At 57.8% G+C, this 24,650-nt stretch carries 21 protein-coding genes and 5 pseudogenes; 18 read left to right on the top strand and 8 right to left on the bottom strand.

Annotated elements, in window-relative coordinates:
- The first annotated feature begins 19 nt into the window (after positions 1 to 19).
- The 8 genes and pseudogenes from PUT78_RS17835 (at position 20) to PUT78_RS23840 (ending at position 7,200) form a co-directional block, all read left to right on the top strand.
- A complete protein-coding gene (locus PUT78_RS17835) occupies positions 20 to 760 on the top strand; it encodes a response regulator transcription factor (protein WP_274353630.1) in 741 nt (246 codons plus the stop codon).
- A 149-nt stretch (positions 761 to 909) separates the two neighbouring features.
- A pseudogene (locus PUT78_RS24000) lies at positions 910 to 1,085 on the top strand (IS6 family transposase); the annotation flags it as partial.
- Between the two features lie 328 nt (positions 1,086 to 1,413).
- On the top strand, positions 1,414 to 2,622 hold the full coding sequence (locus PUT78_RS17830) for an MFS transporter (protein ID WP_274353629.1): 1,209 nt from the start codon (positions 1,414 to 1,416) through the stop codon (positions 2,620 to 2,622).
- Positions 2,623 to 2,671: 49 nt separating this feature from the next.
- Positions 2,672 to 5,347, top strand: a complete 2,676-nt coding sequence (locus PUT78_RS17825) for a glycoside hydrolase family 3 protein (protein ID WP_274353628.1) — start codon at positions 2,672 to 2,674, stop codon at positions 5,345 to 5,347.
- 72 nt (positions 5,348 to 5,419) lie between these two features.
- On the top strand, positions 5,420 to 6,364 hold the full coding sequence (locus tag PUT78_RS17820; protein ID WP_274353627.1) for an AraC family transcriptional regulator: 945 nt from the start codon (positions 5,420 to 5,422) through the stop codon (positions 6,362 to 6,364).
- Between the two features lie 105 nt (positions 6,365 to 6,469).
- Positions 6,470 to 6,698 (top strand): annotated as a pseudogene (locus tag PUT78_RS17815) (IS6 family transposase); the annotation flags it as partial.
- Positions 6,699 to 6,715: 17 nt separating this feature from the next.
- Positions 6,716 to 7,021, top strand: coding sequence for a hypothetical protein (locus PUT78_RS17810; protein WP_274353626.1), 306 nt, complete (start codon positions 6,716 to 6,718; stop codon positions 7,019 to 7,021).
- Complete coding sequence (locus PUT78_RS23840) at positions 6,970 to 7,200, top strand: hypothetical protein (RefSeq protein ID WP_420793517.1); 231 nt, start codon at positions 6,970 to 6,972, stop codon at positions 7,198 to 7,200. Before PUT78_RS17810 ends, PUT78_RS23840 begins: the two co-directional genes overlap by 52 nt.
- Before the next feature lie 141 nt (positions 7,201 to 7,341).
- Here PUT78_RS23840 and PUT78_RS17805 read toward each other — a convergent pair whose 3' ends face one another.
- The 4 genes from PUT78_RS17805 to PUT78_RS17790 form a co-directional block, all read right to left on the bottom strand.
- On the bottom strand, positions 7,342 to 8,514 hold the full coding sequence (locus PUT78_RS17805; protein ID WP_274353625.1) for an enolase C-terminal domain-like protein: 1,173 nt from the start codon (positions 8,512 to 8,514) through the stop codon (positions 7,342 to 7,344).
- A gap of 42 nt (positions 8,515 to 8,556) precedes the next feature.
- Positions 8,557 to 9,831 (bottom strand): TRAP transporter large permease, encoded by a 1,275-nt coding sequence (locus tag PUT78_RS17800; RefSeq protein ID WP_274353624.1) that lies wholly within the window; start codon positions 9,829 to 9,831, stop codon positions 8,557 to 8,559.
- Positions 9,828 to 10,367 carry a TRAP transporter small permease gene (locus PUT78_RS17795; RefSeq protein WP_274353623.1) on the bottom strand — a complete coding sequence of 180 codons (540 nt, stop codon included), beginning with the start codon at positions 10,365 to 10,367 and terminating at the stop codon, positions 9,828 to 9,830. Before PUT78_RS17795 ends, PUT78_RS17800 begins: the two co-directional genes overlap by 4 nt.
- Positions 10,368 to 10,482: 115 nt before the next feature.
- Complete coding sequence (locus PUT78_RS17790; RefSeq protein ID WP_274353622.1) at positions 10,483 to 11,511, bottom strand: DctP family TRAP transporter solute-binding subunit; 1,029 nt, start codon at positions 11,509 to 11,511, stop codon at positions 10,483 to 10,485.
- 152 nt (positions 11,512 to 11,663) lie between these two features.
- On the opposite strand from PUT78_RS17790, the gene PUT78_RS17785 reads away from it, so the two are divergent.
- The 6 genes and pseudogenes from PUT78_RS17785 to PUT78_RS17760 form a co-directional block, all read left to right on the top strand.
- Entirely contained in the window at positions 11,664 to 12,419 is a 756-nt protein-coding gene (locus tag PUT78_RS17785; protein WP_274353621.1) for a FadR/GntR family transcriptional regulator, read from the top strand.
- 44 nt (positions 12,420 to 12,463) lie between these two features.
- Positions 12,464 to 12,672 (top strand): annotated as a pseudogene (locus PUT78_RS17780) (transposase); the annotation flags it as partial.
- A gap of 348 nt (positions 12,673 to 13,020) precedes the next feature.
- Positions 13,021 to 13,713, top strand: coding sequence for a GntR family transcriptional regulator (locus tag PUT78_RS17775; protein ID WP_274353620.1), 693 nt, complete (start codon positions 13,021 to 13,023; stop codon positions 13,711 to 13,713).
- On the top strand, positions 13,706 to 15,097 hold the full coding sequence (gene tcuA / locus PUT78_RS17770; protein WP_274353619.1) for an FAD-dependent tricarballylate dehydrogenase TcuA: 1,392 nt from the start codon (positions 13,706 to 13,708) through the stop codon (positions 15,095 to 15,097). The genes PUT78_RS17775 and tcuA overlap by 8 nt, the downstream gene beginning before the upstream one ends.
- Positions 15,087 to 16,166 carry a tricarballylate utilization 4Fe-4S protein TcuB gene (gene tcuB / locus PUT78_RS17765; protein ID WP_274353618.1) on the top strand — a complete coding sequence of 360 codons (1,080 nt, stop codon included), beginning with the start codon at positions 15,087 to 15,089 and terminating at the stop codon, positions 16,164 to 16,166. The genes tcuA and tcuB overlap by 11 nt, the downstream gene beginning before the upstream one ends.
- Before the next feature lie 313 nt (positions 16,167 to 16,479).
- Positions 16,480 to 16,704: pseudogene (locus tag PUT78_RS17760) on the top strand (hypothetical protein); the annotation flags it as partial.
- 98 nt (positions 16,705 to 16,802) lie between these two features.
- Here the strand turns inward: PUT78_RS17760 and PUT78_RS17755 are convergent.
- From PUT78_RS17755 to PUT78_RS17740, 4 genes are read right to left on the bottom strand one after another with little or no spacing between them, the layout of a single operon-like run.
- Complete coding sequence (locus tag PUT78_RS17755; RefSeq protein ID WP_274353617.1) at positions 16,803 to 17,807, bottom strand: TRAP transporter substrate-binding protein; 1,005 nt, start codon at positions 17,805 to 17,807, stop codon at positions 16,803 to 16,805.
- A gap of 36 nt (positions 17,808 to 17,843) precedes the next feature.
- On the bottom strand, positions 17,844 to 19,121 hold the full coding sequence (locus PUT78_RS17750) for a TRAP transporter large permease (RefSeq protein WP_274353616.1): 1,278 nt from the start codon (positions 19,119 to 19,121) through the stop codon (positions 17,844 to 17,846).
- Positions 19,118 to 19,660 carry a TRAP transporter small permease gene (locus PUT78_RS17745; protein WP_274353615.1) on the bottom strand — a complete coding sequence of 181 codons (543 nt, stop codon included), beginning with the start codon at positions 19,658 to 19,660 and terminating at the stop codon, positions 19,118 to 19,120. Before PUT78_RS17745 ends, PUT78_RS17750 begins: the two co-directional genes overlap by 4 nt.
- Positions 19,657 to 21,063 (bottom strand): FAD-binding oxidoreductase, encoded by a 1,407-nt coding sequence (locus PUT78_RS17740; protein WP_274353614.1) that lies wholly within the window; start codon positions 21,061 to 21,063, stop codon positions 19,657 to 19,659. Before PUT78_RS17740 ends, PUT78_RS17745 begins: the two co-directional genes overlap by 4 nt.
- Before the next feature lie 100 nt (positions 21,064 to 21,163).
- Here PUT78_RS17740 and PUT78_RS17735 point away from each other — a divergent pair, with 100 nt between their 5' ends.
- From PUT78_RS17735 to PUT78_RS23835, 4 genes and pseudogenes are all read left to right on the top strand, one after another.
- Positions 21,164 to 22,060, top strand: a complete 897-nt coding sequence (locus PUT78_RS17735; protein ID WP_274353613.1) for a dihydrodipicolinate synthase family protein — start codon at positions 21,164 to 21,166, stop codon at positions 22,058 to 22,060.
- 26 nt (positions 22,061 to 22,086) lie between these two features.
- Entirely contained in the window at positions 22,087 to 22,725 is a 639-nt protein-coding gene (locus PUT78_RS17730) for a GntR family transcriptional regulator (RefSeq protein WP_274353612.1), read from the top strand.
- Positions 22,726 to 22,837: 112 nt separating this feature from the next.
- Positions 22,838 to 23,950: pseudogene (locus PUT78_RS17725) on the top strand (ISKra4 family transposase); the annotation flags it as partial.
- Between the two features lie 78 nt (positions 23,951 to 24,028).
- Positions 24,029 to 24,499, top strand: a complete 471-nt coding sequence (locus PUT78_RS23835; protein ID WP_420793518.1) for a transposase family protein — start codon at positions 24,029 to 24,031, stop codon at positions 24,497 to 24,499.
- Positions 24,500 to 24,650 lie beyond the last annotated feature (151 nt).

Genomic DNA, 24,650 nt, shown 5'->3' with positions numbered 1-24,650 from the left:
CCGAAAGAGGAGGATGTCGATGACGCAAGCGATCTACGATATGACCTCGGAAGAGGTTCAGTTGCTCACCGGAATCGTCGCGCGTCTTTGCCAGCCCGAACCCGTTTCGGACCTGCGTGAAGAAGTGTTCCCATCGATCCTGAAACTGCTGCGGGCGGATTTTCTTGCCTCGTTTCGCTGGAACAGGACGACGAACGCATTCGAGGACCCGTTCATACTTAACCAGGATCCGGCCAACATTGATCGCTACCTGAACTGGTTCCAGTATCACGACCCGATGTCGTTGAAATTGCGCGCGCTTTGGCGCCCCGCTTTCGTCGAGGAAGTCATTCCGCGCAAGCAGCTGTGCCAGTCGGAATTCTTCAACGATTTCCTGCGGAAGGACGGGATGGACCACGGCATCAATCTGTTTCCCAAAGGTGGGGAACGTTCCGCTGCCGACCTCCGTGTCTGGCGTCGTGCCTCGCGACCCGAGTTTGGCTACCGAGAGATCGGGCTCCTAGGAGTTCTGTGCCCCTATCTGGAGCAGGCAGAGTACGTGCTTGGATCGGACCCGCTTTTACTATTGACTGCGCGTGAACGCGAGGTTGCTGTCCTCGTTGCCCGCGGTTGCAGCGACAAGGACATCTCAAGGCTTCTGGAAATCGGCTTTGCCACCGTCCGCACCCATGTGCAGAAATGCTTTGAAAAGTTGCACTGTGCCAACCGCGCAGAACTTGCGGCGCTGGCAGTCCGAACCGGCCTTCCGTCCCGCTCCTGAATCCGACAAGTGAAGGATGATCCGTACCGATGGACATCAGGATGCTCCGAATAGCGTTCGGTGGGTTCTGTCGCAATTTTTGGCGTTTGAGCAGGGGATTGGGAGGACAGGCGACTCTAACCCCACGCTGTACCAATTGGAGTGCAAAGATGGTTCTTTTCACGGGCGCGCAATTTTCAGAGGACGTGTTCCTCTTCGCGGTGCTCTTCTATGTCGGCTACACCTGTCGTATCGGGATCTAAAGGAGATCATAGCTGAACGTGGCGTCGATGTAGACCATGCAACACTTGTCCGCTGGATCGCGAAGTACTCCCCCCTAAGTGCAAACATGCGCAGAGCTGCCTGACGAAGTCGGCGGCCGCTAACTGCCAATCTCAGGGTTTTGCCACTAACGAAGCAACAAGAGCTATGTTGCACGGCCATCGCGCAAGCGTGGTTTGGCAATATTTGCACCCGGTATCGAGCGGCAGGTCGGGCACGGATTTGCCGGGCCGCTAATCACGGGCGACATGTAACAATGTTCGGTTTCTGATCAGCTTCAGGTCCTGAATGCCGAAAGACCGAGGCTTCCTTGTAACATATTTGTGTAGAAACCGGCAAAAAGAACCGGAACCAGAATACAGACATTCACAGTTTTCCGGAGAGAAATCTATATGCACGTTGTATCTACAGCCGGGCTTATGCCGCAGACAAGGGTGGGAATTTCGTTCATTGCCAGTTTTGTCATTGCCTTCTTCACCATGTGGATGGCCATTCTGACGCCGGTCGTGGTGGCGTTTGCTCTGCGTGTCGAGCAGATCGACCCAGCCAACAAGGAAACCAATCTGGCCTTCATCCTCGGCATCGGCGCCATTGTAGCGCTGATCGCAAACCCGGTCGCTGGATACTTCAGTGACCGCACGACTTCTGTTTTCGGGATGCGCAAGCCATGGATGTTGGGCGGCTTTGCGGTGGCAGCGATCGGCACGTGGCTGATCGTCACGGGTGGCCTGACGTCGATCACGGCCGTCTTGCCGGATCAGGTTCCCGAAGAGCAGCGCGGGGTTGTTTCGGGCCTCTTGGGAATGTGTATTCAGGGTGGCATTCTGGCTGGAATTTATGTTGCCCAGTTTTCGGGTGGCGATGTTGTCAAGATGTTTACCTGGCCGATGTTTGCCTGCGCAGGCGGGCTTCTGCTATTCATGCTGACGCTGAAAGACCGTCGGCTGGCCAAGGAAGACGCCGCCCCGATCGATCTGGTCCGCTTTGCCAAGGACTTCTGGATCAACCCCAAGACCGCGCCCGATTTCTCCTGGGCCTTCGTCAGCCGCTTTCTGCTGTTCATAGGTCTCGCTACACTGATTTCCTATCAGGTCTATTATCTGATCGATGTGCTGGGCATCGCGCCCGCGGAAATACCTACCTATCTGTTCAAGGCGACCCTTGCCCTGACCATTGCAACTGTCGTCAGCAGTGCGCTTGCGGGCTGGGCTTCGGACTTGTTCGGGCGTCGCAAGATCTTTGTGCTGATATCGGCAGTCATCTATGGAGCAGGTCTGATCGTGATCGGGTTGGCAACGGATTTCAATCAGTTCGTGATTGGTGCCACCATCTGCGGGATCGGGCAGGGGGTCTATGTGGCCGTCGACCTGGCGCTTGTCGCGGCTGTTCTGCCCAACAAGGGTGCCAACGCCGCCAAGGATTTAGGTATCTTCAACATCGCCAATGCGCTGCCGCAGTCGATTGCCCCGGCCATCGCGCCGATTTTCCTCGGTCTTGGCGCCGTGGCTGACGGCAAGAACTATACCGCGTTGTTCATCGCTGCGGGCGTTTTCGCGATTATCGGTGCGCTTGCCATCATCCCCATCCGTACGGTCCGGTGATTTCATGACCACCAAGATTTCAAACCAATTGAATGAACAGGAGACGACAATGAATAAACCGCTCCCGAACAAGGACTGGCGTCATTCGCCAGAAGTCGAAACCGATGTCGAGACGCTGCTTGGCCGCATGTCGCTGGATGACAAGATTGATCTGGTCACCGGTGACATCAACCACCATTTCGGCTTCTACAACGCTGCCCTGCCGCATCTTGGAATTCCTGAGATGACCATGGCCGATGGCCCGGCGGGTATCCGGATCGGCAATCCGGACGTACACGGTCAGTCGGCCACCGCCTTGCCTGCGCCCATCACGCTGGCCGCAACATGGGATTTGGACCTGGCCCGTCGCTATGGCGAGGTTCTGGGCCACGAGACCAGGGCCAGCGGACACAATGTGTTCCTGGGCCCGGCAGTCGACATTGCCCGGGTTCCGGTTGGTGGACGCACCTTTGAATCATTTGGCGAGGATCCGGTTCTGAACGCAAGGATGGCATCGGCGCAGATCGAGGCTATCCAGTCCAAGGGCGTGGCAGCCTGTCTCAAACACTTCGCCTGCAACAACCAGGAATATCAGCGTTATTCGATCGACGTGCAGATCGAGGAAAAGGCGCTGCGCGAGCTGTATCTGCTTCCGTTCGAGGCCGTGGTGCGCGGCACTGAAGTCGGCTCGCTGATGGGGGCGTTCAACAAGGTCAACGGCACCTACAGTTGTGAACATGGCTGGCTGCTTACGACGGTTCTACGCCAGGAATGGGGTTTCCGGGGCTGGGTGATGAGTGACTATGGCGCCGTTCACTCGACCGTACCTGCTGCTCTTGCGGGTCTGGATCAAGAGGAACCGACGGGCACTTTTTACGGGCGACGTCTGAAAGAGGTGGTTGAACAGGGCGACGTGCCACTGGCCCATCTTGATGAGATGTGCCGCCGCATTTTGCGGCCTCTGGCGGGCATCGGAATCCTTGAATGGACCCCGTCGGTGTCGGACATGAATTTTGCGGAACACGCCACCACCGCACGCGAGATCGCCGAAGAGGCGCTAGTGCTGCTGAAGAATGACGGCGGGTTCCTGCCGCGCGCCCCCAAAACCCTGCGCAAGGTTCTGGTGGTCGGAGCTGACGGCGACAATCTGTCAACCGCAGGCGGCGGCTCGGGTAAAGTGCGCCCGGCTGGTGGCAGTTCCATGCTGCAAGGCTTTGAAAAGCTGCTGGGTGCCGATGCCGAGGTGGTCTTTGCCCAGGGTTCCGATCCAGTCTCGGCCGCCGACCTACTGGATGGGCCTGACAGCATCCCGTCCAGTTTCCTGCGCACGCCCGACGGACAGCCAGGCGTCAAAGCCTCGTTCTGGACCAACCTGCATTTTGACGGTTCCCCGCATTCCGTCCTGACCATGCCCCAGGTCTCAGTCAACCTGGGGTTCTATAACTTCATGGGCACGGGCAGCAATTCAGACCGCTATCCCAACATTCCCTATGAGTTGTGCGTCAACACGGCAGTGCGTTTTGAGGGCAGTCTCGTGGTTCCGGTTTCTGGCAGCTACGAGTTGGCCATCACCATGCTGGGCACGACCAGCGTCTGGCTGAACGGCAAGCAGATCTTTTCCGAGCGCCACCATGGCGCGGCGACAGAAACTCTCAGCACCGCGCCCAACGCGGCCGAGATTGACGAGGATGCGCCTCAGCTCGGCATCGGCATCGGCAATGGCTCTGGCGGGGCATTCACCGGCAGCGGCGCGCTTAGCAACATTGCCGGCGGCGATCCGAAGGTGTTCCGCATCAAGGTTGACCTGACGGACCGGCCCGAAGGTCATACCCTGCGCATCGACCACCAGCCCGACTCGCCCTCGCAGGGCGTGCTGACCGGCGCGCAGATTCGCCTTGGCTGGGAACCGCCGGTTCCATTGGCAAGCGACCTGCAACGCGCCGCGGTCGAAGCTGCACAAGGTGCCGATCTCGTCATCGTGGCGACACGGGTGTTCGAATCCGAACATGGCGACCGTCCGAACCTGCGGCTTCCGAACAACCAGCCCGCCCTGATCCGGGCGCTGTCAGAGGCCAATTCCAATGTCGTGGTCGTCAACCAGTCAGGCGGCCCTATCTGCACCGACGGCTGGGATGCACGGGTTCCTGCCATTCTGCATGGTGGCTATCTGGGGCAGGAACAGGGCGCGGCGGTGGCCCGCGTTGTCACCGGCGCGGTCAATCCTTCGGGGCGGCTGCCGCTGACCTTCCCGAAAGACGACAGGATGGCGTTGTTCCCGGATGCCACCTGCTATCCGGGCACCGAAGGCGTGGTTCACTACCGCGAAGGGGTGCTTTCGGGCTATCGCGGCTTTGTCCACGGCGAGATTGAGGTTGCCTATCCCTTTGGCTTTGGTCTGGGCTATTCGGCTTTCACATATGCCGATCTGCAACTGGAGGCGACTGCTTCGGAGGTTCGCGCCAGTGTCACCCTCACCAACCGCGGCAGCAGGGAGGGCAAAGAGGTTGTCCAACTGTATCTTGAACTTCCCGGAGAGGACAAGCCCGTCCGTCGGCTTGGTACCTTTGCCAAGGTCAGCCTGAAACCCGGCGAGTCTCGGCAAGTGCAGTTCACCCTGCCGCGCGAAGGGGTGGAACGGCCGCTGGCTCACTGGCAAGATGGATGGCAGGAAGCCCAAGGCACGCTGAAGATCTTTGTCGGTGCCAGTGCTCTGGACATCCACCTGACTGGTGAGGTTAATATCTGATCCGGTGACGGAACAGACACAACACAAAAGGCGGCCCATGGGCCGCCTTCCAGCTATGGAGGGGTGAAAGGCTTGGTCTCAGCGCGTTCCATCGAGCTTGTGCCGTTCCCTGAAAATCTCAGGGTGCGTAGCTTTCTGCACAGCGTAGGCGACGTGGGCCTGCATCTGCATGGTGCTTTTGAACTAATCGTCATGCTCGAGGGTCGGCTGTTTTTGCAAACCGATCGTGAAACGCGCATCCTGTCCGAAGGCGATGTGGGGCTGGCCCATTGCTGGCAACCGCACGGAACGCAGCGCGTCGGCGAAAGCAACCGCATGCTGGTCGTGCAGATCGACCCGACAATCGCCAGTGCCGATATCGATTTTCAGCGCCGCCGTTTTGCGATGCCCGCTGCGCCCGGATCAGGCGTACAGCGGGAACTTGCCGCAATGGCTGCGCGCCTGCACCTGGATGCGGTGCAGCAAAGGAGCGGCTGGGCCTTGCAGGTGGAATCCCACGCGCTGCGCATGCTGGGGTTTTTGCTGCAACTGGATGGCGGGGTCGTGCTGGAAAGTTCTGAAAACATGTTCGACCCGCAGGAAGGCAACGAGATCGGGGCAGCCCTGCGCCGCGCAATGGATTTTATTGTTGATCATTACGATCAGCCGATCAGTCTCGGCGATGTCGCAGCAGCGCACCGGACCTCTGCGGATTATTTAGCCCGGTTATTCCGGTCGCAGGCCAAGACCAGCTTTTCCCGGTTCCTGGCTCAACTGCGTCTGATACGTGCCGCTGACCGGCTCAGAAACGAACCGAGAGTGACGGTGCTGTCCATCGCTATGGATGTCGGATTTCCCAACATCACCGCCTTCAACACTGCTTTCAGACGCAGCTTTGGGACCACCCCGACCGAGTGGCGCAAGTCTGCGGCGCCGCCGAAGCACCCCAGCCGCTATCCTATCCCTTCTGACCACGAGGATCTGGACAAACTCAGCGATCTGGTTGCTGCCTTCCGAGCCGCCAGGTCCACGCCATGAGAAGGTGCTGTAGATAGGTTTTGTCGCAAAGTTTTTTGGTTTTCTGTTTGCGCCGCGGATGCATCGCGTTCGGAGATGTGCTCGCACCGATGCTTGGATGGCACAATGATAGATTTCAAAGGCGCACATTATCTGAAATCGGGTAATCCTGTTCGCGGTGTTTTTCTATCTGCGCTACCCTGTTTCCTATCGCGATCTTGAAGAGATTATGCAGGAGCGTGGGGTCGATGTTGACCACGCGACATTGAACCGTTGGGTGGTAAAGTATTCCCCCTTGATTGCGGTAAAGGCCCAAGTAAAAAAGCGTCCGACTGCTGTCTCATGGCGCATGGAAAACTGGGATCGGCAGATATGTTTGAAGCCATGGATGCCGAGCTGAAAGGCCTTCTCGATCACCAGATTGCAGCGCTGGACGCGCAGATAAAGCAGACTATCGCCTCGGATGAAGAGCTTGCCGCGACTGCGGACATTCTGCGGTCTGTCCCTGGGATCGGCCCGGTCGCCAGCACCATGCTGATTGCCGAAATGCCCGAGCTCGGCCAAATCTCGGGGAACAGGCCGCAGCACTCACTGGCCTCGCGCCCATCGCACAGGACAGTGGCGCTATGCGCGGCAAGCGCGCCATTGCAGGTGGACGGCGCTTGTTGCGGCATGTGATGTTCCAAGCCGCACTCGTCGCCAGCTATCACAATCCAGTCCTGAAGGTCTTCTCCGACCGTCTTCGCGCCGCCGGAAAACCACATAAGGTCTTCATCACGGCTGTCGCACGCAAGCTCATCACAATCGCAAACGCAATGTGCAAAGCTCGCCAGAAATGGACCGCTCAAACTGCCTGAAGAATACAGCTGCTACTTCGTTATCTGCATAGTGCGACCGGCGAAGGAGCTGACATGATCCATTCTCTCAAACATGATGAAGCATAAATTCGAAGGCTTGGAAAACCCAGGATTCACGGATCTTCCGAAACGCTTTAACCATCACCAATTCGCGATCGTACCGTCAGGTAGCAGCGCCTCCAACGCGGGTACAATCTCTGGCTTGAAGGGGTGGCGGGCGGCCGCAGCTTCGTTTATTTCAACACCAAAGCCGAGACCATCGGGGATCTCCCAATATCCCTGCACAAGACGCATGGGATGTGAGAAAATTTCGTCAAACCATGGCACCAGCCCGACAGCTTCTTCCTGAATGACAAAATTTGGTGTCGCCGCATCGAAGTGTAGCGCGACCGCACCCGCGACAGGCCCCATAGGGTTATGTGGCGCGATACCCATCTGTCCTGCCTCGGCTATGGCGGCAATCTTGCGCCCGCCGGTCAAACCGCCACAATGGCTTAGATCAGGCTGGATATGTGCAACCGCCCTGTGTTCGGCAAGCTCGGCAAATTCACGTGGCGTGAATAACCGTTCGCCCGTAGCAAGCGGACAATTAACCCGCCGCGCAAGGTCCGCCATTGCAATTGCGTTGCCCGGCTGAATCGGCTCTTCGACGAAAAGCGGGCTGATCGGGGCAATGACATCGATATAGGCCTTCGCGACTTCGGGCGATGCGGGACGCCCGTGAAAATCCGTCATGATGGCAACATCGGGGCCGACCCTTTCGCGTACCGCCTGCGCCAGCTTTTCGACATGCAGCAGATCCGGCAGCGGAGCCTCGTATCCTGAATAAGGCACGAACCCCAGCTTAACGGCATTATACCCCATTTCAACGGTTTCCTGAACCGCATCGCAGAACGCGCCGATATCGGCAGTCCCGACCTGCGCACCGATGCGGGCGCGGCGCATATGGGTATAGACCCTGACCTTTTCGCGCACCTGCCCGCCCAGAAGTTGCCACGCCGGCACACCTAGATCCTTGGCCTTGATGTCCCAAAGCGCCTGATCGATGGCGGATACAGCCGTCATGCCAATCGACCCAAGGGGCCAGAAGCTGAATTTGGTCATCTTGCTGAAGATATGTTCAATCCGGCGCGGGTCTGCGCCAATGACAAACTGAGCCAGATCTTCCACCGCGCCAAGAACCGCGCGGGTCTTCCATTCCAACGTTGCTTCTCCCCAGCCGTGAAGGCCGGGCTGGTCTGTCTGAACTTTCACAAATACCCAGTTCCGGTGAATGGCGTTTACAACCACAGTGCTGATGCTGGTAATTTTCATGAAGTCCTCTTGGCTTGCGAAAAGCCCGTGTCTTGCGGGGCGTTAGTTTAAAAGATTGGGCAGATAGCTTGAAATGCCCGGAATAAGGCAAACGAGACCAATGGCCGCCAGTTGTGCCAGCAAAAACGGCACCAGGGCGCGGATCAATGGATACATCCGCACACGGCCGACGCGCATCATGACAAACAGCACCACCCCGACAGGGGGCGTGACAAGGCCCATCGCCAAGGTCAGCATGATCACCATGGCCGCCTGCATAGGGTCAATGCCAAGCTGATATACCACCGGCATCAGCAATGGCGCGAAGATAAGGATTGCGGCACCGATATCCAGAAACGTGCCAAGGATCAGCATCAGGACCGCCACGGCGAACAAAAACAGCAAAGGACTATGCTCGAACACTCTGGCGGCTGATGAAACCCAGGATGCGATTCCCAAAAGGTTCAGTGCGTAGGACAGGATGGTTGCGGCCGCAACAAGCAGATAGATGGTGGCCGATGTCCGCGCCGCGCGCAAGAACGCCCGCCACAACCCTTTCATATCCATCACACGAAACACGACCATGGACAGGAAAATTGCATAGGCTACAGCGATTCCGCCTCCTTCTGTGGCCGTGTAGATGCCGGCAAGCATGCCACCGATGATGATGACCGGGAGGGTCAAAACCGCAACCGCCTCAATGATCATGCGCACTGCACCTTCGCGGTTGAACATCATGCGCCGCGGTTTTGGCACGCGCTTGCGAAACGCATCTATCGCAACAACCCCCGCGCAAGCACCCCCTAGCAGCAGGCCTGGCAGGATGCCCGCCAGAAACAGGTCGATGACTGAAAGGCCCGTCACAGCGGCCATGATGATGGCCAGCCCTGATGGTGGAATGATCGGTCCGACTATTGAAGAGGCCGCGGTGACTGCGGCTGAATATTCCTTTGTATAGCCTTCCTTCGGCATTTCTTCCGTGAATACGCGCCCCAAGGCTGCAGCATCTGCCACTGCCGAACCGGAAATTCCCGCAAACAGGACCGAGGTTCCGATATTGGCATAAGCGGTGCCTCCGCGCAGCCAGCTTGTCGCCGACGATGCAATTGAGATCAGACGCGCGGTAATGCCGCCCTGACCCATGATTTCGGCCGCTAGAATGTAGAAGGGCACAGCAAGAAAGATGAAACTGTCCACCCCGGTGAACAGCCGCGTCGCAGTGACTGACAACGGGATGCCCGCCAGCCAGACCCCAAGCATACCGGCAAGGCCGATTGCGAATGCGACGGGGATACCGATGAACAGCAGGCCAAGCCCCAGAATTGCGACCCAGATCATTGGCCAACCCCGTTTTTGCCGGTGTTTGCCCCATGCATGTGGTTATTGGCCGCGCCACCGTCATCAGGTTCAAAACCGGAAAGCCAGCTTAACGCAATTTGCACCAGCATAAGGGCCGCCCCGACAGGCAATGCCGAGTAAGGGATGATCATCGGAATTCCAGAGGCAGGCGCGGTCTGCGCCGCATTGCGCATTGCCAGCGGCAGACCATAATAGATGATTACGACACAAAAAATTGCGGCGACCGAATACAAGGCCGACTTCACAAAACGGACGAGCTTCGGGTTGACCAGCCCTTCCAGCGCTTCGATCCCCATGTGTTCGACCCTGAAGATACATGCGACGCTGCCCAGCATCATCAGCCAGATCATCGAATATCGCATGACTTCTTCGGTCCAACTGAAACCTGTGCTGAAGAAATAGCGCCCGCCAACCTGTGTCAGGTTCAGCACCGTTACTGCCATCAACAGCAGCGCCGCAATTACTTCTGTGCTTCTCGCAAGTAGCCGGGCGGCGCTTGTGGCAATACGCGTCATGTCTTAACCCATGCGTTAGTTTGGCCGCGCGGGCCGCAATGTTCAGAGGAAAGTCAGGCAGAAGGTGCCCGTGGCCTGCCTACGACAGAATGACAAGGCCACGGGCTGGATATGATCAATTTCCGTAAAGGGAGGCCTTTGCAGCGTCGACCGTTGAAATCAGATCATCGACCAGTTCGTCGCCGACATTGCTGCGGATAAACTCCAGCACAGCGGGCTGTGTGATCTCCTTGAAGGCTGCCTTTTGTTCTGGGGTCGACACATGGATTTCCATCCCCAGTTCCTCTGCCAACTGGCGGCTGAAGCGCCAATCCCCTTCGGTTTTCTGAAGGTTCTCTGTCCACGCCATCAGAAGTGCCGCGTCCTGAATAACCTGCTGATGGCCTGGTTCCAGCGAATTGAACCAATCGTCATTGGCAATAATGACATGCAGGCCAAAGGTGTGTTCATTGAGGGTATAGTATTTCTGAACCTCACCATGGCCACCTCCGTAAACCACGGCTGGCGGGTTTTCCTGTCCGTCGACCACGCCTTGACGCAGCGCCATGACCACTTCAGCACCGCTGATCGGCACCGCGGTCGCGCCCAGCGAATTCACCAGTTCCATGTAGACGGGGCTTTCCATGGTGCGGATTTTAAGGCCGCCCATGTCTTCGGGGTTGATCAGCGGGCGGATATTGTTGGTGAAGGACCGGAAGCCGTTTTGCGAAAACGCCAACGCACGAATTCCGGTCTGTCTCAGAATATCATCTTTCATATTCTCCGCGAATTCGCTTTCCAGCACCCTCCATGCCACTGGCGCGGATTCAAACAGGTAAGGAATCGACCAGACCTGCATCGGAGCATAAAACCCACTCATGGCGCCGTCTGCGGGAAAGCTGAGTTCAAGACTGCCTTGCTGGACCATCTCGATCATCTCGCGTTCCCCACCAAGCTGGTTATTGGGGAAAAGCCGCACGGTCAGTTCGCCATTGGTCTTGAACTCTACGTATTCCTTAAAGCGCACAAGGGCATTATATTCCGGGAAGTCCCCTTCAGGAATGCCGATGCCAAATTTGATCTCGGTGGCATCCGCGTAGGTCGCACCGAAAGCGAAAGTTGCGGCGGCCAGGGCAGCGGCGCAGATTGCACTTCTCATGTTCATTGTTCCTCCTCCTCCGTTCGATCTGGGATCGCTGGCAAATAGTGTTGTTTTTGTTGCCAGAGCGTTGCCAGTGCAGGCCGGGTGGCGCTACATAGATCAGACGATGACTCACTCTAGATCATATGTAAAGAAAAATTGGGGAAGTGGATACCATGCGCAAGACCATTGAAAACCCGCCGCGCCGACATCTCGACCTCAGGATACCGACGGAATTCATGTCTTCGCTGCCAACAGGCGTGGCCAAGCGGTCTGTCGAAACTCTGGGGAAACGCATCACCAATGATGTATATTCCCCCGATGAGGTGATGCCGACTGAAGAAGAACTGGCGGACTCATTGGGGGTTAGCCGGGCCACTGTGCGGGACGCGGTGAAAGTGCTGTCGGGTAAAGGACTTTTACGCACCGCGCGCCGCTATGGAACGCGGGTCCGATCAATCGAGGAATGGAACTTTCTGGACGGTGACGTTGTTTCCTGGCACGATCCGTCGCACCCACGCATCAAACAGATATTTGCAGAAACAACGGAATTGCGCACCGTACTCGAACCGGCTGCGGCGGCGCTCGCCGCCCAGCGAGGAACCGACGAACAGGTGAAGATTCTACAGGCGGCTGCACATGCCATTCATCCGGGCCAGGTGGATGTCGAGACATTGTTCGCGGCTGACTGCCAGTTTCACGTCACATTACTTGACATGACCAGAAACAACGTCATGCGCCAGTTGCGCCAGATCATCTTGACTATGCTTCGGATATCCTATGAATTCGGCGTGGTGAACCCCGACAACGAAAAGGTTAGCCGCGAGGGACACATCGCAGTGGCCGATGCCATCGCAGCCCGCGATCACGAAGCTGCTCGCAAAGCAATGTCAGAGATGCTGGAACTGAACCGTGCGATTGCGCAGGATTAGGGTCTGGACCCATTGATCTTGTGCTTCAGGCTCTACAACCGCTGGAAGCGATGGGGGACAAGCGGATAAAGCCTTATATCCCGGGCCGGAATGCTCCGGGGAAGGCCTTCAAATACGACAAGCGCCGTAACAGGATCGAGATCATGTTCGGTTAACTGAAGGACTGGCGAAGGGTTCAACCCGACATGACCGAAGCCCGAAGGTCTTCCTTTCGGCCATAGCCCTCGCTGCCATCGTGATGTTCTGGTTATGAAACAAGAACGAGTCCTGACCAATTGCCGGCGCGCACGTCGTGCCTGGCAATCCCTGTGACAGCCACACCTTTAATGAAGCCCCTCAATCAGGCCGTTGTGCGAACGGCATCTGACCGGTGCTTGCGGTAGCGGTCCGCGGCTATCGCGGGCACGGTGTAACACGCATACGCGCATTTTGATCAGTGGTATGCGTAAAGCGTCACGCCCAGGCTGGTAAAACTACGCAGAAGATGAAGCATCGCCAAAGCCTAAATTGGGCAAATGAAAGCCAATGTTGCCCGGAATTTTCATATTGCATCCAATCGTATGCAAATGTATCCATGGCTGACACAACGGAAACAGGTGCCATGACAACCCCCAGTGCCACGCATCAAAAGGCCGACCTTCCGCCAGGGCAGAATGCCTATATGCGAATTGTGCACGACATACGCGCAGGCGCTCTGACACCCGGGGATCGTCTGATAGAAGCCGAGCTCGCAGAGCGTTTCGGCATGTCGCGCACGCCGGTCCGCGAGGCGATCCACCAGCTTGGAACCGAGGGGTTGGTGGTTCACACTCCGCGCCTGGGCATCACGATCCGCGCACTTGACCGCTCTGAAATATCTGAGCTGTATGAGATGCGCGCCGTGCTCGAAAGCACGTCGGCCCGGTTCGCCGCCCGCGCCGCGTCTGCTGTTGAGCTTGAGGAGATCGAAGCGATTCAGAGTGCCATGATGGATGCCAAAACATCTGAGGAACGCTATCACCAGAACCAGAATTTCCACGCCGCAATCATGAACGCAGCGCGCAACCGCTTTCTTCTGCGCGCAGTACTGGCGGTGCAGAAAACCTTGCTGGTTCTAGGCCGGTCCACCATGGAGGATCCGGACCGCGCCGAAGTCGCAGTGACAGAACACCTTGCCATCATATCGGCGCTGAAAGCCCGTGACGAGGACGAGGCCGAGCACACCATGCGCCGCCACATACAGCGCGCGCACGCAGCCCGGCTACGTCAGCTGCGCGAGGCCAAACCGCAGGAGCCTGATTTCCATAATGTCTGAACCCTATGACCTGATCGTTGTCGGCGGTGGCAATGCCGCACTTTGCGCGGCCATCGAGGGGGCCGAAAAGGGGTGCAGTGTCCTCCTGCTGGAAAGCGCGCCCAAGGTTTATCGCGGGGGTAATTCACGCCACACCCGCAACTTTCGCTGCATGCATCAGGGGCCGTTGTCGGTTCTGACCGGTAGTTACACTGAGGATGAGTATTTCGACGACCTGATGCGCGTGGTAAATGGTAAAACAGACCGGCATCTGGCGCGCATGTGTATCCGGGAATCCGAGAAATGCCTACCATGGATGGAGGCACATGGCGTGCGCTTCCAGCCGTCGCTGTCGGGCACGCTGTCGCTTAGTCGGACCAATGCGTTCTTTCTGGGGGGAGGCAAGGCATTGGTAAACGCCTATTACCGCACCGCAGAAAACCTGGGTGTCACGGTACTGTATGACGCCGAAGTGACGCATATACATCTCGATGGTAACCGGGTGACCGGCGTGGATGTTCGCAGCAAAGGTGAAACCGCTACCCTGCAAGCGCGTGCGTTCGTCCTCGCTTCGGGCGGGTTTCAGGGTGATATCGATTGGCTTTGCCGCGCCTGGGGCCCCTCGGCGCGCAACTTTCTGATCCGTGGCACACCCTATAACCGCGGCGTTGTTCTCAGGGACATGCTGGATCAAGGTGCCGAAAGCGTTGGCGATCCGACACAGTGCCACGCCGTCGCCATCGACGGGCGTGCGCCAAAATTCGACGGCGGCATCGTCACCCGACTGGATTGTGTGCCCTTCTCTATCGTGGTCAACAATCAAGGCGCGCGGTTCTACGACGAGGGTGAAGATGTCTGGCCAAAGCGCTACGCCATCTGGGGGCGTCTGGTTGCCGCCCAGCCTGAACAGGTGGGCTATTCGATCATCGACTCGCAGTCGCTTGAACTGTTCATGCCGTCGGTCTTCCCGCCGATCAAGGCCGATACGATCAAAGATCTGGCGCGCCGACTTGGCCTTCCCGGCGAGACGCTGAAAGCGACCGTCGACAGCTTCAACGCAGCTTGCCCGACCGACCCGGACGGCAGCTTTCATCCGACTGAACTGGACGGGCTGGCAACCGAGGGGCTGGACCCGCCCAAGACCAACTGGGCCCGCCCGATCACCCAGCCCCCGTTCTATGGCTACAGCCTGCGCCCCGGCGTGACCTTCACCTATCTGGGCCTCAAGGTCGATGAAACCGCCCGTGTCTATGGTGCCGATGGGCCGTTCGCCAATCTGTGGGCGGCGGGCGAGATCATGGCCGGTTCGATACTGGGCCAAGGATACCTTGCCGGGTTCGGCATGACCATCGGCACGGTCTTTGGCCGTATTGCAGGACAGGAGGCCGCTTCCCATGTCGCTTGACACACCGATCCTTACCGAGGCCGCACGGCAGGTCGATATCTGCAACGCCTGCCGCTATTGCGAGGGCTATTGTTCGGTCTTCCCGGCGATGTTCAAGGAACGCACCTTTGCCTCCGGCGACATCACGCAGCTCGCCAACCTCTGTCACAACTGCCGCGGCTGCTATTATGCCTGCCAGTATGTCGAGCCGCATGAATTTGCCCTCAACCTGCCTGCCGCCCTTGCCGAGGCGCGGCAGGAATCGTGGGAACGCTTCGCCTGGCCCAGGGCTGCGGCGCGGGTGTTCCATCGCTCGGGCGTGGCGCTGGCGGGGGCGCTGGTTGTCGGCATCGCTCTTCTGTTCTGGGCGGCCGCCGCGCTGCAACCGGCCAGCGGCAAGGGCTTTTATGCTGTGCTGTCCCACACCGCCATGGTCGCAATTTTCCTGCCCGCCTTTCTGCTACCGCTAACGGCCATCGGCATCGGCCTGACGCGCTACTGGGCTGAAGTTGGCGGTACGCGCGTCACCCTTGCGCATCTGCTGGAGGCCGGGCGCAGCGCAGCCAGCATGCGCAACCTTGCGGGCGGTCAAGGGCAGGGCTGCAATTTTGAAGACGAGGACCGCTTCAGCAATGCCCGCCGCCATGCACATCAGGCCGTGATGTGGGGCTTTTTGTTGTGCTTCGCCTCCACATCCAGCGGTACGGTACTGCATTATGTCTTTGACATGCACGCGCCGTATCCGCTGTTCTCGTTGCCGAAACTTTTTGGCGTCCCGGGTGGTGTGCTGCTTACGGCCGGTGCGACCGGGCTGATCTGGCTCAAGCTCAGGGCAGATCGTGGGCTGGGTGCCCCCGCTGTCTGGGGTGCAGAGATGATTTTTGTGCTTTTGCTGGGGCTGACAGGATTCAGCGGTTTGGCGCTTTATGCCTTTACAGGAACTGACGCGGTTCCAGCGCTGCTGGCGATTCACCTTGGCGCGGTTCTGGCACTGTTCCTCAGCACGCCCTATTCCAAGATGGCACATGGGTTCTATCGCGTGGCCGCGCTGATCAGGGATGCACAAATCAAAGACCGTCAGACGCCTTGACCCCGCGTTCAATGGCGGGGCTATACGCAAAGGTGCCAGCCTCGACGATATGCAACTACGAGGGAAATGGGACCGCCTGAATGCGCCCGGCGCATGGGACGATCCAGGCTGCTGAAGCATAGGCAAGTTGATTGCCGCTCTGACTTTGTTAGAGGGCGAAGTATGAAGAAACCGACATCAACGCCGCACCTGAAGGGCTTTCGCGATGCCCGTGAAATTATCGCATATGCGGTCTGAGCGCCGTAACAAGCCGGCGGCGCGGCGCTTCCGGCGTGCAATTGGCACCAGCGGAAAAACCATAAAGCTCCTGTAGGTCAAATACCTGAACAATACCCGCGCGCAGGACCACCGGTTCATCAAGTGAAGCACGGGGCGAATGCCGGGCCTCAAAGCGCTTCATTCAGTCTCTGCCACGCTCAAAGGCATCGAGACCGCGCACATGATCCGAAAGGGCCAATTGGGCACCAACGGCTTGACTGCATTTCAGCAGTTCGCAGCACAACTATGTCCGGCGCAAGCCTGCTCTCCACCCAACTGAAAAGTAGCGACGGAACCAATCTTCGCGGTCAAGGTCACAGGTTCAGAACCCCCGGCCAATGCAATTGGCACTGCCCGGGGGGGCGTATGGTCTTCCCCTTATTGTTGGGCGTCGATGGCCCCGATCAGAGTGTCGACCATCTCGTCCCCGATCTGCTCGCGCACCATGTCCTGCAAAGATGCCGTGGCGTCCCGGAACTGCAACAGTTCCTCCTCAGTCAGGTCAATAATCTCCATATGCTCGAGGATTGCTGAACGTTGCTCATTCAGCATCTGATCCTGAAGTTCCCATTGAAAGGTCTCGGCATCAGCCAAAGCCTGATCAACAACAGCCTGAAGATCGCCGGGCAGGCCGTCATACCATTCCTTGTTGATCAGGTTTACGTTGGCCAGGAGAATATGATTGGTCGTCGTCAGATAGTTCTGCACCTCATAGAAACGCTGCGAGATGATGTGACCGAAGGGATTTTCCTGTCCCTCCACCACGCCCTGCTGCAAAGCCCCGTAGAGTTCAGGAAAAGCAATAGGGGTCGGCGCGGCGCCTATTGCCTCCCAGGTGGCCACCGAGAACCGGTTTTCGGGAACCCTGATACGAAGGTTGTTGTCCTTGATGTCAGCAGGTGAGCGCACCGGGACAGTCGATGTTGTCAGTTGCCGGAACCCACCATTGTAGAAACTGCCAAAGTGTATGCCACGGGATTCGAGCGCTGTTTCGACAGCCGTCGTGAACTCGCTATCGTTTAATATGGCGCGCAGTTGGGTTGTATCTGTCGGAAACAGGTAAGGTATTTCAAAGGCCGCGAATTCAGGTACGAACTGAACCGCACCGGACGTTGACGTGGGCACAAACTGAATGTCGCCCAGCAGCATTGACTCCAGTAACTCGCGGTCACCGCCCAGTGCGCCGCCTGGTTGGTGCTGAACGTCGATACGGCCATCCGAGGCCTCTTCGATATCAGCTTCGATCTTTTTGAAGGCCTGATAAAGCGGATGCGTTGTATCATTGAGCGTGTGCGCCAGGATCATGGTATATTCCTGCGCCACGACAGGCAGCGCTGTACCCAAAGCGAGCAGGGTTGCTGCGGAAAGGGACTTGAGTTTCATGAAATCCTCCATTTCATGGGGTGAAAGCCCCGCGGATCAACCCGCAAGGCCCGGAAGCCAGAGCGTCAGCCCCGGCACATAGGTGACAAGAAGCAGCCCCACGAGGAGCAGCGCAATGGGCACCAACAGCCCGCGACATATCTGCAGAACCGACAGTTTGGTGATACCGGAAGCCACATAAATATTGACGCCCACTGGCGGTGTGGCAAAGCCAATGGCAAGGTTGACCACCATGATCATTCCAAAGTGAACGGGATCGACACCATAGGGTGCCAGCACCGGCAACAGAATTGGCGTCAGGACGATGATCGCCGAGAGGGTTTCCATCACCATGCCAACACCAAGCAGCACCAGATTGATCAGCAACAGTAGGATCAGTCGTTCATCAATCGCCCCCCCGACAAATTCCCCCAAGGTCGCGGGCACCTGCATAAGCGTCAACACCCGGCCAAGCGCGGCCCCTGTTCCAGCTATGATAAGGATCGGCCCGATGGTAAGCGCCGTGTTTACCAGTACGCTACCCAGGTCGCGGATTGTCAGTTCACGGAACACCAGCATTGAAATGACCAGACCATAGATGCAGGCGATGGCCGCAGCCTCGGTCGGGGTGAAAGCTCCGCCATAAATGCCCCCCAACACAAATACCGGGGCCATCAGCGCCCAGAAACTGCGGCGGAATGCAGAGAGAACTGAAACCCGGCCTGTATCCGACGTGATCCGATGCGCATTGCGCCGCCCATATACATGGGCATAGCCCATCAGTAGCGAACCGATAACCAGTGCGGGTATGATTCCTCCAATGAATAACGCCGAGACACTGACCTGAGCCGCCATGCCGTAGATGATCATCGGTATGGATGGTGGGACGATCACCCCAAGCGTTCCCGCAGCAGTAACCAACGCAGTGGAGAAGCGAAGGTCATAGCCCCGGGACACAAGAAGCGGTATTGCCATAGATCCGATGGCCGCCACTGTCGCAGGAGAACTTCCCGATATCGCGCCGAACAACATGCAGGCCACAACCGAGGACATTGCAAGGCCGCCCCTGAACCTTCCAAACAGGGCATCTGCAAAGGAAAACAGCCGCTTCGCCAATCCGCCCCGCGTCATGATCTCACCTGCAAGTATAAACAGCGGCACGGCCAGCAGTGGAAAACTGTCAAGTGCAGTTACGATGGAGCGCACGACCTGGCCGGGGTTGGTCGGTGCGCCAATCCATCCCGGCAAAAATGCTGCAAAGCCCAGCGAAAAAGCAACCGGGACGCTGAAAAGCATTACCAGCAGGAAAAAACCTAGGGCATAGACTGGGATCATGCGCGCGGCCTTTCTGCAGCGCTGGCCTCAGGCACTACATCTGCCATAACGTTCAGTCCCGGCACTTCGCCGCCCCGCGCGATTTTCCATAGGGCTTGAATTGCGCGCAGAAGTGCCAGCCCCATACCGACTGGCACCGCAGCATAGACGATCCACATCTGCAGGTTCAGTCCAGGGGATGTTTGTCCGATCTGTGCGATTCTTCGCGTCAGAGGGACAGAATACCAAACCATCAACGCAAAGAAGATCGCAGATCCGAGCAGTGCGACAACTCCGAAGGTCCGAAGCCACGCCTGACCCGCCAGAACTGGCAACAGATCGACAGAAATGTTGCGTCCCTCCCGCACAGCAAGACTGACCCCAATGAACGTGCACCAGATCAGAAGATATCTTGCCAGTTCTTCGGACCAGACCAGTGGTGACCCGATCAGATAGCGAAACATAACCTGCGCGGCCAGGATCAGAACTAGCGCAAGAAGAATCGCGGCGAGGATAAAACGCTCGAAATTGACCTCCAAAAATCTCAGGGCTGTCATCATAGGTCGATCACTTTACCAGGATTAAGGATACCATTCGGGTCCAGTGCGGTCTTGATCAGACGCATCAGCGCGATCTCTTGCGCAGTGCGGGAATGTTCAAGATACGGCTTCTTGGTTGTTCCGATGCCGTGCTCTGCCGAAACGGAGCCACCAAACTCCCGGACAGTTGAATAGACGGCAGTGTCGAACGCCTTGGCCGGTTGGTACTTTGCACCGGGCAGCCAAGCAAGTAGATGCAGATTTCCGTCCGCAACATGGCCATAAAACACTGACTTACCACCCGGAACTGCCTGTGTGATGGCAGCCGCACACGCCTTCGCGAATTCATCTGCCTGCCTAGTCGGCAATCCTACATCATAGGCCAAATGCGGCCCAAGTGTGACTTTGAACTCGGAACACGCATCACGCACGCCCCAGAAGGTCTTGATGTCTGAAAGGCTTTGGGACAGGACCGCATCCTCCAACACTCCGTCGTCGAACATCTCTTCGAGAAAGGTCGTGAAGCGCGCGCTGTCGATCGCCTCATTCGTGCCCTGCGCTTCGATCAGGACGCGGAAAACGTGCTGCTGCGTTAGTGGACTACGCACGCCCGGCACATCGCAAGCGATCTGCCAATAATCCGGCCACATTACTTCGAAGGCGGACAACGTCGGCCCCAGTTTGCGCCGCGCCCCGTCTAAAAGACGCAGGACAGACGCATAGTCACCCATACCGCAAAGCGCAGCATGAGTGCAGCCCGGCGCGGGCTGCAGCCGCAGCACAAGCCGCGTGATGATCCCGAGCGTGCCTTCAGACCCTAAAAATAATTGGCGCAGGTCGTATCCAGTGTTGTTCTTGATCAGCTTGGTGGTGGCATCAATCACCGTCCCATTGGACAGCACCGCTTCAAGCCCCAGCACGAGATCGCGCATCAGGCCATATCGGATCACCCTGTTCCCCCCCGCGTTGGTGCTGGCATTACCTCCGATGGTGCAGGATCCCCGCGCCCCGAGATCCAGGGGAAAGTACAGTCCTGCCTCGGCAGCGGCGTTCTGCACAACTTCTAGTGGGGTTCCCGCAAGAACGGTGATTGTGGCCGAGGCAGGATCGATCTCCTCGATGCCGACCATCTTCTCCAGTGACAGTGCTATTCCGGATGATACCGGACGTGCCCCACCGCATAGGCCAGTCAGACCGCCTTGCGGCACAACAGAAATCCGATGCGTATTCGCGGCGCGCAGAAGCACCGCAATATCCTCGGTTGTGCGGGGACAAAACAGCGCTGCCGGCGCTTCAGGCATCAGCGCAGACCAGTCATTGTGATTTCTCGGGGGAACAGGATCGATGCGTGTGGAACGAACCGCTTCAGGCAAAGCGTCGAGAAACGCCTGCAATGACGGAATTGTATCATATCTGACGTTCATCCACGAGCCCCCCCTTGTCGAATTGCTGACAAGGTAGCAATTGAACTGTTAATGTCAACACGCTAACATGTCAGTGAATGTATAAACAGGATTCCTGATCATGCCCACCAGTCTCACCGCGCGCGCTCCGCGGGCCCATCTTTTCGGACTGTCCGCCGCGATGGTGACACCCTTTACGGCAGACGGTGCGATCGATACCGACCGCGCGGCTACCCATGCAGAGTTTCTGATGCAAGAAGGGCTGAACGGCTTGACGCTTTTTGGTACCACGGGTGAAGGGGCGTCATTGGGAACGACCGACCGGGCCTGTTTGCTCGATGCAGTGAGAGATGCCGGTGTGCCGTCGGCGAAAATCACGGTCGCAATTGTCGCCTCGGACTTCGAAACGGCCGGCGCGCAGATCGCGGCGGCACAGGCCCGCGGCGTGGAACGCCTGCTTCTGGCACCGCCTTTCTACTTCAAGGGTGTTTCGCAAACGGGGCTGGGCGAATGGGTTACGCGACTGATCAGCGCGACAAAGCGCGACATGCAGATCATCCTCTACCATATCCCACAGGTTACGGGGGTGGCCTTTGACGCGCCCCTGGTGCGCCAACTGAAGGACCGGTTCAGCGATACGATTTTTGGGGTCAAAGACAGTGCTGGTGACTGGGATCACACCGCAAGCCTGCTGCCGATGGACGATCTGGCCATTCTTGTGGGTGACGAACGTTTGCTTGCGCGCGCCGCCCCCCTTGGCGGGGCTGGCGCGATCAGTGGCATGGGCAACCTTCTGCCCGCCCGTGTTGACAAAATAATCCGCACCGGGGCCGCCGACCCTGATATGGACGCTCTTGTGGACCGCGTGGTTTCGGCCCCCGTCACACCTTTGGTCAAGGCGCTGGTCGGCGGCCTGCACGACGATCCCGGCTGGTCAGGCACGCGGCCCCCGCTGGAACAGGCAGACTCGACGCTGGTCGCAAGTTTGCTTAGTACTATAAGGTTTCTGAAGGGCTGAACATCAGGAAACAGGGAGCGGACGTTATGAAGCTGCGGGAACTGGCCTATGATGCCTTCACCGAAAACTTGCTGTCCCGGCAGATTTCACCGGGACAGTTCATTTCACAAAGGGAGCTGGTTGCCCTGACCGGGATGAACCTTGGCGCTGTGCGCGAAATGATCCCCCGGCTGGAAGCGGATGGCCTGATCCGATCTGTGCCCCAGCGTGGGTTGCAGGTCATGCATGTAGATATGGAACTGATCCGCAATGCATTTCAGCTGCGCATCATGCTGGAACGCGAGGCCGTGCGCCATTTTGTAACCGTCGTTTCGGACGCGGAGATCGCTGCCTTGCGCGCTGATCATGAAGCTGCGCGTGCGGCGGCCGCTTCGGGCATCACCCCCGATATTCTAGCACAGGCGCAGCAAACCGACTGGGATTTTCACGACCGAATGATCGATATGCTGGGCAATGACCTGATCAGAACAATCTACCGTACCAATGCCATCAAAGTCCGGCTGATCCGGAACGAGGATACCAGAATGCTACCAGAGCTGGCCGTTTCGGTCATGGATGAACATCTGGCGATCATCGCGGCCATAGAAAGCCGGGATCCGGAGGCCGCAGAAAACGCCCTTCTCGCCCACCTGACCAGCGCCCGGCAACGCGCAGTCAGGATATGAATGCTGGGGACTGATCAAAGAACCAAGGGCTATGCAATACCTGCGGGGGAGTGGGCAAAACTTGGTGGTCTACGTGTTGGGGTAAGGGTTTCAGAATGAGGCGTAACCCACCATGGATGTAAATATTTTTGTTGAGACGACGTTTGACGATGGAGAAACGCGTAGGCGCAATATCGGTCGGCTCTGCTGTGCGCCTGACGCGTTGGGACCCGTGAACCTTGGTCTACTTCTCGACGAGGCAAAGCAATTGCTAAGGCGATTGCGGGAAGCGATCCTGCAAGAACAGATCTATGACGCGCTGACCGCTCGCCGGAACTGCGACGACTGTGGTCGACGACGCGCGATCCATGATGATTGAGGCCGCGTATTCGACACGCTATTCGATCGATTTCGCGTGAAGTCGCCGAGAATTCGGCGCTGCTCGTGCCAAACGGTGGCTGGGATTGAGACCCATGGGCCGCAATCACTACTTGCTGGTCTTTTTCCCGATCGTGCAACGCCAGAACTTCGGCGACTGCAGGCCGAATTGGGATCGAGGCACTCGTTTCGAGAAGCCGCTCGATTGATCGAAATGTTCCTGCCCTGTTCGGCTCAGTTGAACACGACAATTCGAAATCGTTTGGGGCGCATTGCCCACAAACTCGGCTTCGACGAAGACGGTCAAGGAGACGCGGATACAGACGCGGCATCCTCCCCAACCACTGTTTTCCTGGATGGTGCGCACATACGATGTCGGCCTTAATACCAGAAACGGCACCTTGATGTTGTGGTCGGCAAGGCTGAAAGCCTCAATATGAGCCGACGATTTGGTCTCGTTCAACAAGCCGCTGCGTCGCCTGCCAGATAACTCCGAAATGACCTGATTGCACAAGGTTGGGATGGCCAAAGCAAGGTGACCGTGATTTCAGACGGCGAGCCAGCCTTGCCAAACCTAGTGCGGCGTGCCGTTCGAGGTCCCGTCTCCCACATACTGGATTGGTGGCATATCTCGATGCGGGTCAAGCACATTGAAAATGCGGTGCAAGGGCTCCTGCAATCGAAGGGCTTTTCAGGGTTGTTACTACTCTTCGAGCGGCCTGCCGAGACAATGCGCTGGTACCTTTGGCATGGGAAAGTGGTGACCGTCGCGACAATCCTCAAAGTTCTCCAAATCGATTGTGACCGATTGCGTGCCGAAACCCGAGGATTACGAGAAGCAGCCAGGCGCGTCAAAGCCCTGTGTCGCGTAGCCCTTAATTGGGTTCTGCGTCACTCTCTGTGTGGCGCCACTATCCTGAAACTGGAAAATTCAGAAGGGATAGTCATGATTTCGAAGAAGCATTGGTCGCCCGGGAGCGATGTGTCGGTTCAAAGCGTTGAGCGACGTGATTCCGGCGGGTGGATTGTATCGGGCAGTCTGACACCAAATGGCATCTGCCCAGACTCTGGATTGCAGTCTCGACGCCGTCACGGATGGCGGCATCGGCGACTGCAGGATTTCCCTGCACATGGCGACAGGGTCACGTTGGCACTCCAGGTTTGCCGGTGGCGATGTTTGGCTTCGGCTTGCCCGCGCCGGACGTTTTCAGACCATGTCCTCTCGATAGCACGTCCATTCGAACGTTGCACCTCCCGTGTCGGGAGATTGTCAGGCATCTTGGGCACGCGACAGGTGGGCGGCCTGCCGAACGGCTCTTGCGCCGTTTGGGCGTCGGCGTCAGCGATGACACGGTGCTTCGGCAACTCAAGCAGGTTGCGGACAACACCGCCCCGCCGCCAAGAGTCATCGGCATAGATGATTGGAGCTGGAAAAGTCGCCAACATACGGAACCATTATCGTTGATCTCGAACGGCATGTCGTGATCGATATCCTCGAGGATCGCACTGTGCAGAATCTGCGGCAGGCCATCGAAGAACAGATGAACATGCATGGTCGCGCGACTGGC

The sequence above is a fragment of the Roseinatronobacter alkalisoli genome, from assembly GCF_028745735.1.
Classification (GTDB): domain Bacteria; phylum Pseudomonadota; class Alphaproteobacteria; order Rhodobacterales; family Rhodobacteraceae; genus Roseinatronobacter; species Roseinatronobacter alkalisoli.
Note: the sequence above shows the minus strand (reverse complement) of the source record. Positions and strands in the feature narration are given on the sequence as shown.

Coding starts and splice junctions, on each gene's coding strand:
- PUT78_RS17835 (WP_274353630.1), top strand. CDS start 20: ATGACGCAAGCGATCTACGATATGACCTCGGAAGAGGTTCAGTTGCTC.
- PUT78_RS17830 (WP_274353629.1), top strand. CDS start 1,414: ATGCACGTTGTATCTACAGCCGGGCTTATGCCGCAGACAAGGGTGGGA.
- PUT78_RS17825 (WP_274353628.1), top strand. CDS start 2,672: ATGAATAAACCGCTCCCGAACAAGGACTGGCGTCATTCGCCAGAAGTC.
- PUT78_RS17810 (WP_274353626.1), top strand. CDS start 6,716: ATGTTTGAAGCCATGGATGCCGAGCTGAAAGGCCTTCTCGATCACCAG.
- PUT78_RS23840 (WP_420793517.1), top strand. CDS start 6,970: ATGCGCGGCAAGCGCGCCATTGCAGGTGGACGGCGCTTGTTGCGGCAT.
- PUT78_RS17805 (WP_274353625.1), bottom strand. CDS start 8,514: ATGAAAATTACCAGCATCAGCACTGTGGTTGTAAACGCCATTCACCGG.
- PUT78_RS17800 (WP_274353624.1), bottom strand. CDS start 9,831: ATGATCTGGGTCGCAATTCTGGGGCTTGGCCTGCTGTTCATCGGTATC.
- PUT78_RS17795 (WP_274353623.1), bottom strand. CDS start 10,367: ATGACGCGTATTGCCACAAGCGCCGCCCGGCTACTTGCGAGAAGCACA.
- PUT78_RS17790 (WP_274353622.1), bottom strand. CDS start 11,511: ATGAACATGAGAAGTGCAATCTGCGCCGCTGCCCTGGCCGCCGCAACT.
- PUT78_RS17785 (WP_274353621.1), top strand. CDS start 11,664: ATGCGCAAGACCATTGAAAACCCGCCGCGCCGACATCTCGACCTCAGG.
- PUT78_RS17775 (WP_274353620.1), top strand. CDS start 13,021: ATGACAACCCCCAGTGCCACGCATCAAAAGGCCGACCTTCCGCCAGGG.
- tcuA (WP_274353619.1), top strand. CDS start 13,706: ATGTCTGAACCCTATGACCTGATCGTTGTCGGCGGTGGCAATGCCGCA.
- tcuB (WP_274353618.1), top strand. CDS start 15,087: ATGTCGCTTGACACACCGATCCTTACCGAGGCCGCACGGCAGGTCGAT.
- PUT78_RS17755 (WP_274353617.1), bottom strand. CDS start 17,807: ATGAAACTCAAGTCCCTTTCCGCAGCAACCCTGCTCGCTTTGGGTACA.
- PUT78_RS17750 (WP_274353616.1), bottom strand. CDS start 19,121: ATGATCCCAGTCTATGCCCTAGGTTTTTTCCTGCTGGTAATGCTTTTC.
- PUT78_RS17745 (WP_274353615.1), bottom strand. CDS start 19,660: ATGATGACAGCCCTGAGATTTTTGGAGGTCAATTTCGAGCGTTTTATC.
- PUT78_RS17740 (WP_274353614.1), bottom strand. CDS start 21,063: ATGAACGTCAGATATGATACAATTCCGTCATTGCAGGCGTTTCTCGAC.
- PUT78_RS17735 (WP_274353613.1), top strand. CDS start 21,164: ATGCCCACCAGTCTCACCGCGCGCGCTCCGCGGGCCCATCTTTTCGGA.
- PUT78_RS17730 (WP_274353612.1), top strand. CDS start 22,087: ATGAAGCTGCGGGAACTGGCCTATGATGCCTTCACCGAAAACTTGCTG.
- PUT78_RS23835 (WP_420793518.1), top strand. CDS start 24,029: ATGATTTCGAAGAAGCATTGGTCGCCCGGGAGCGATGTGTCGGTTCAA.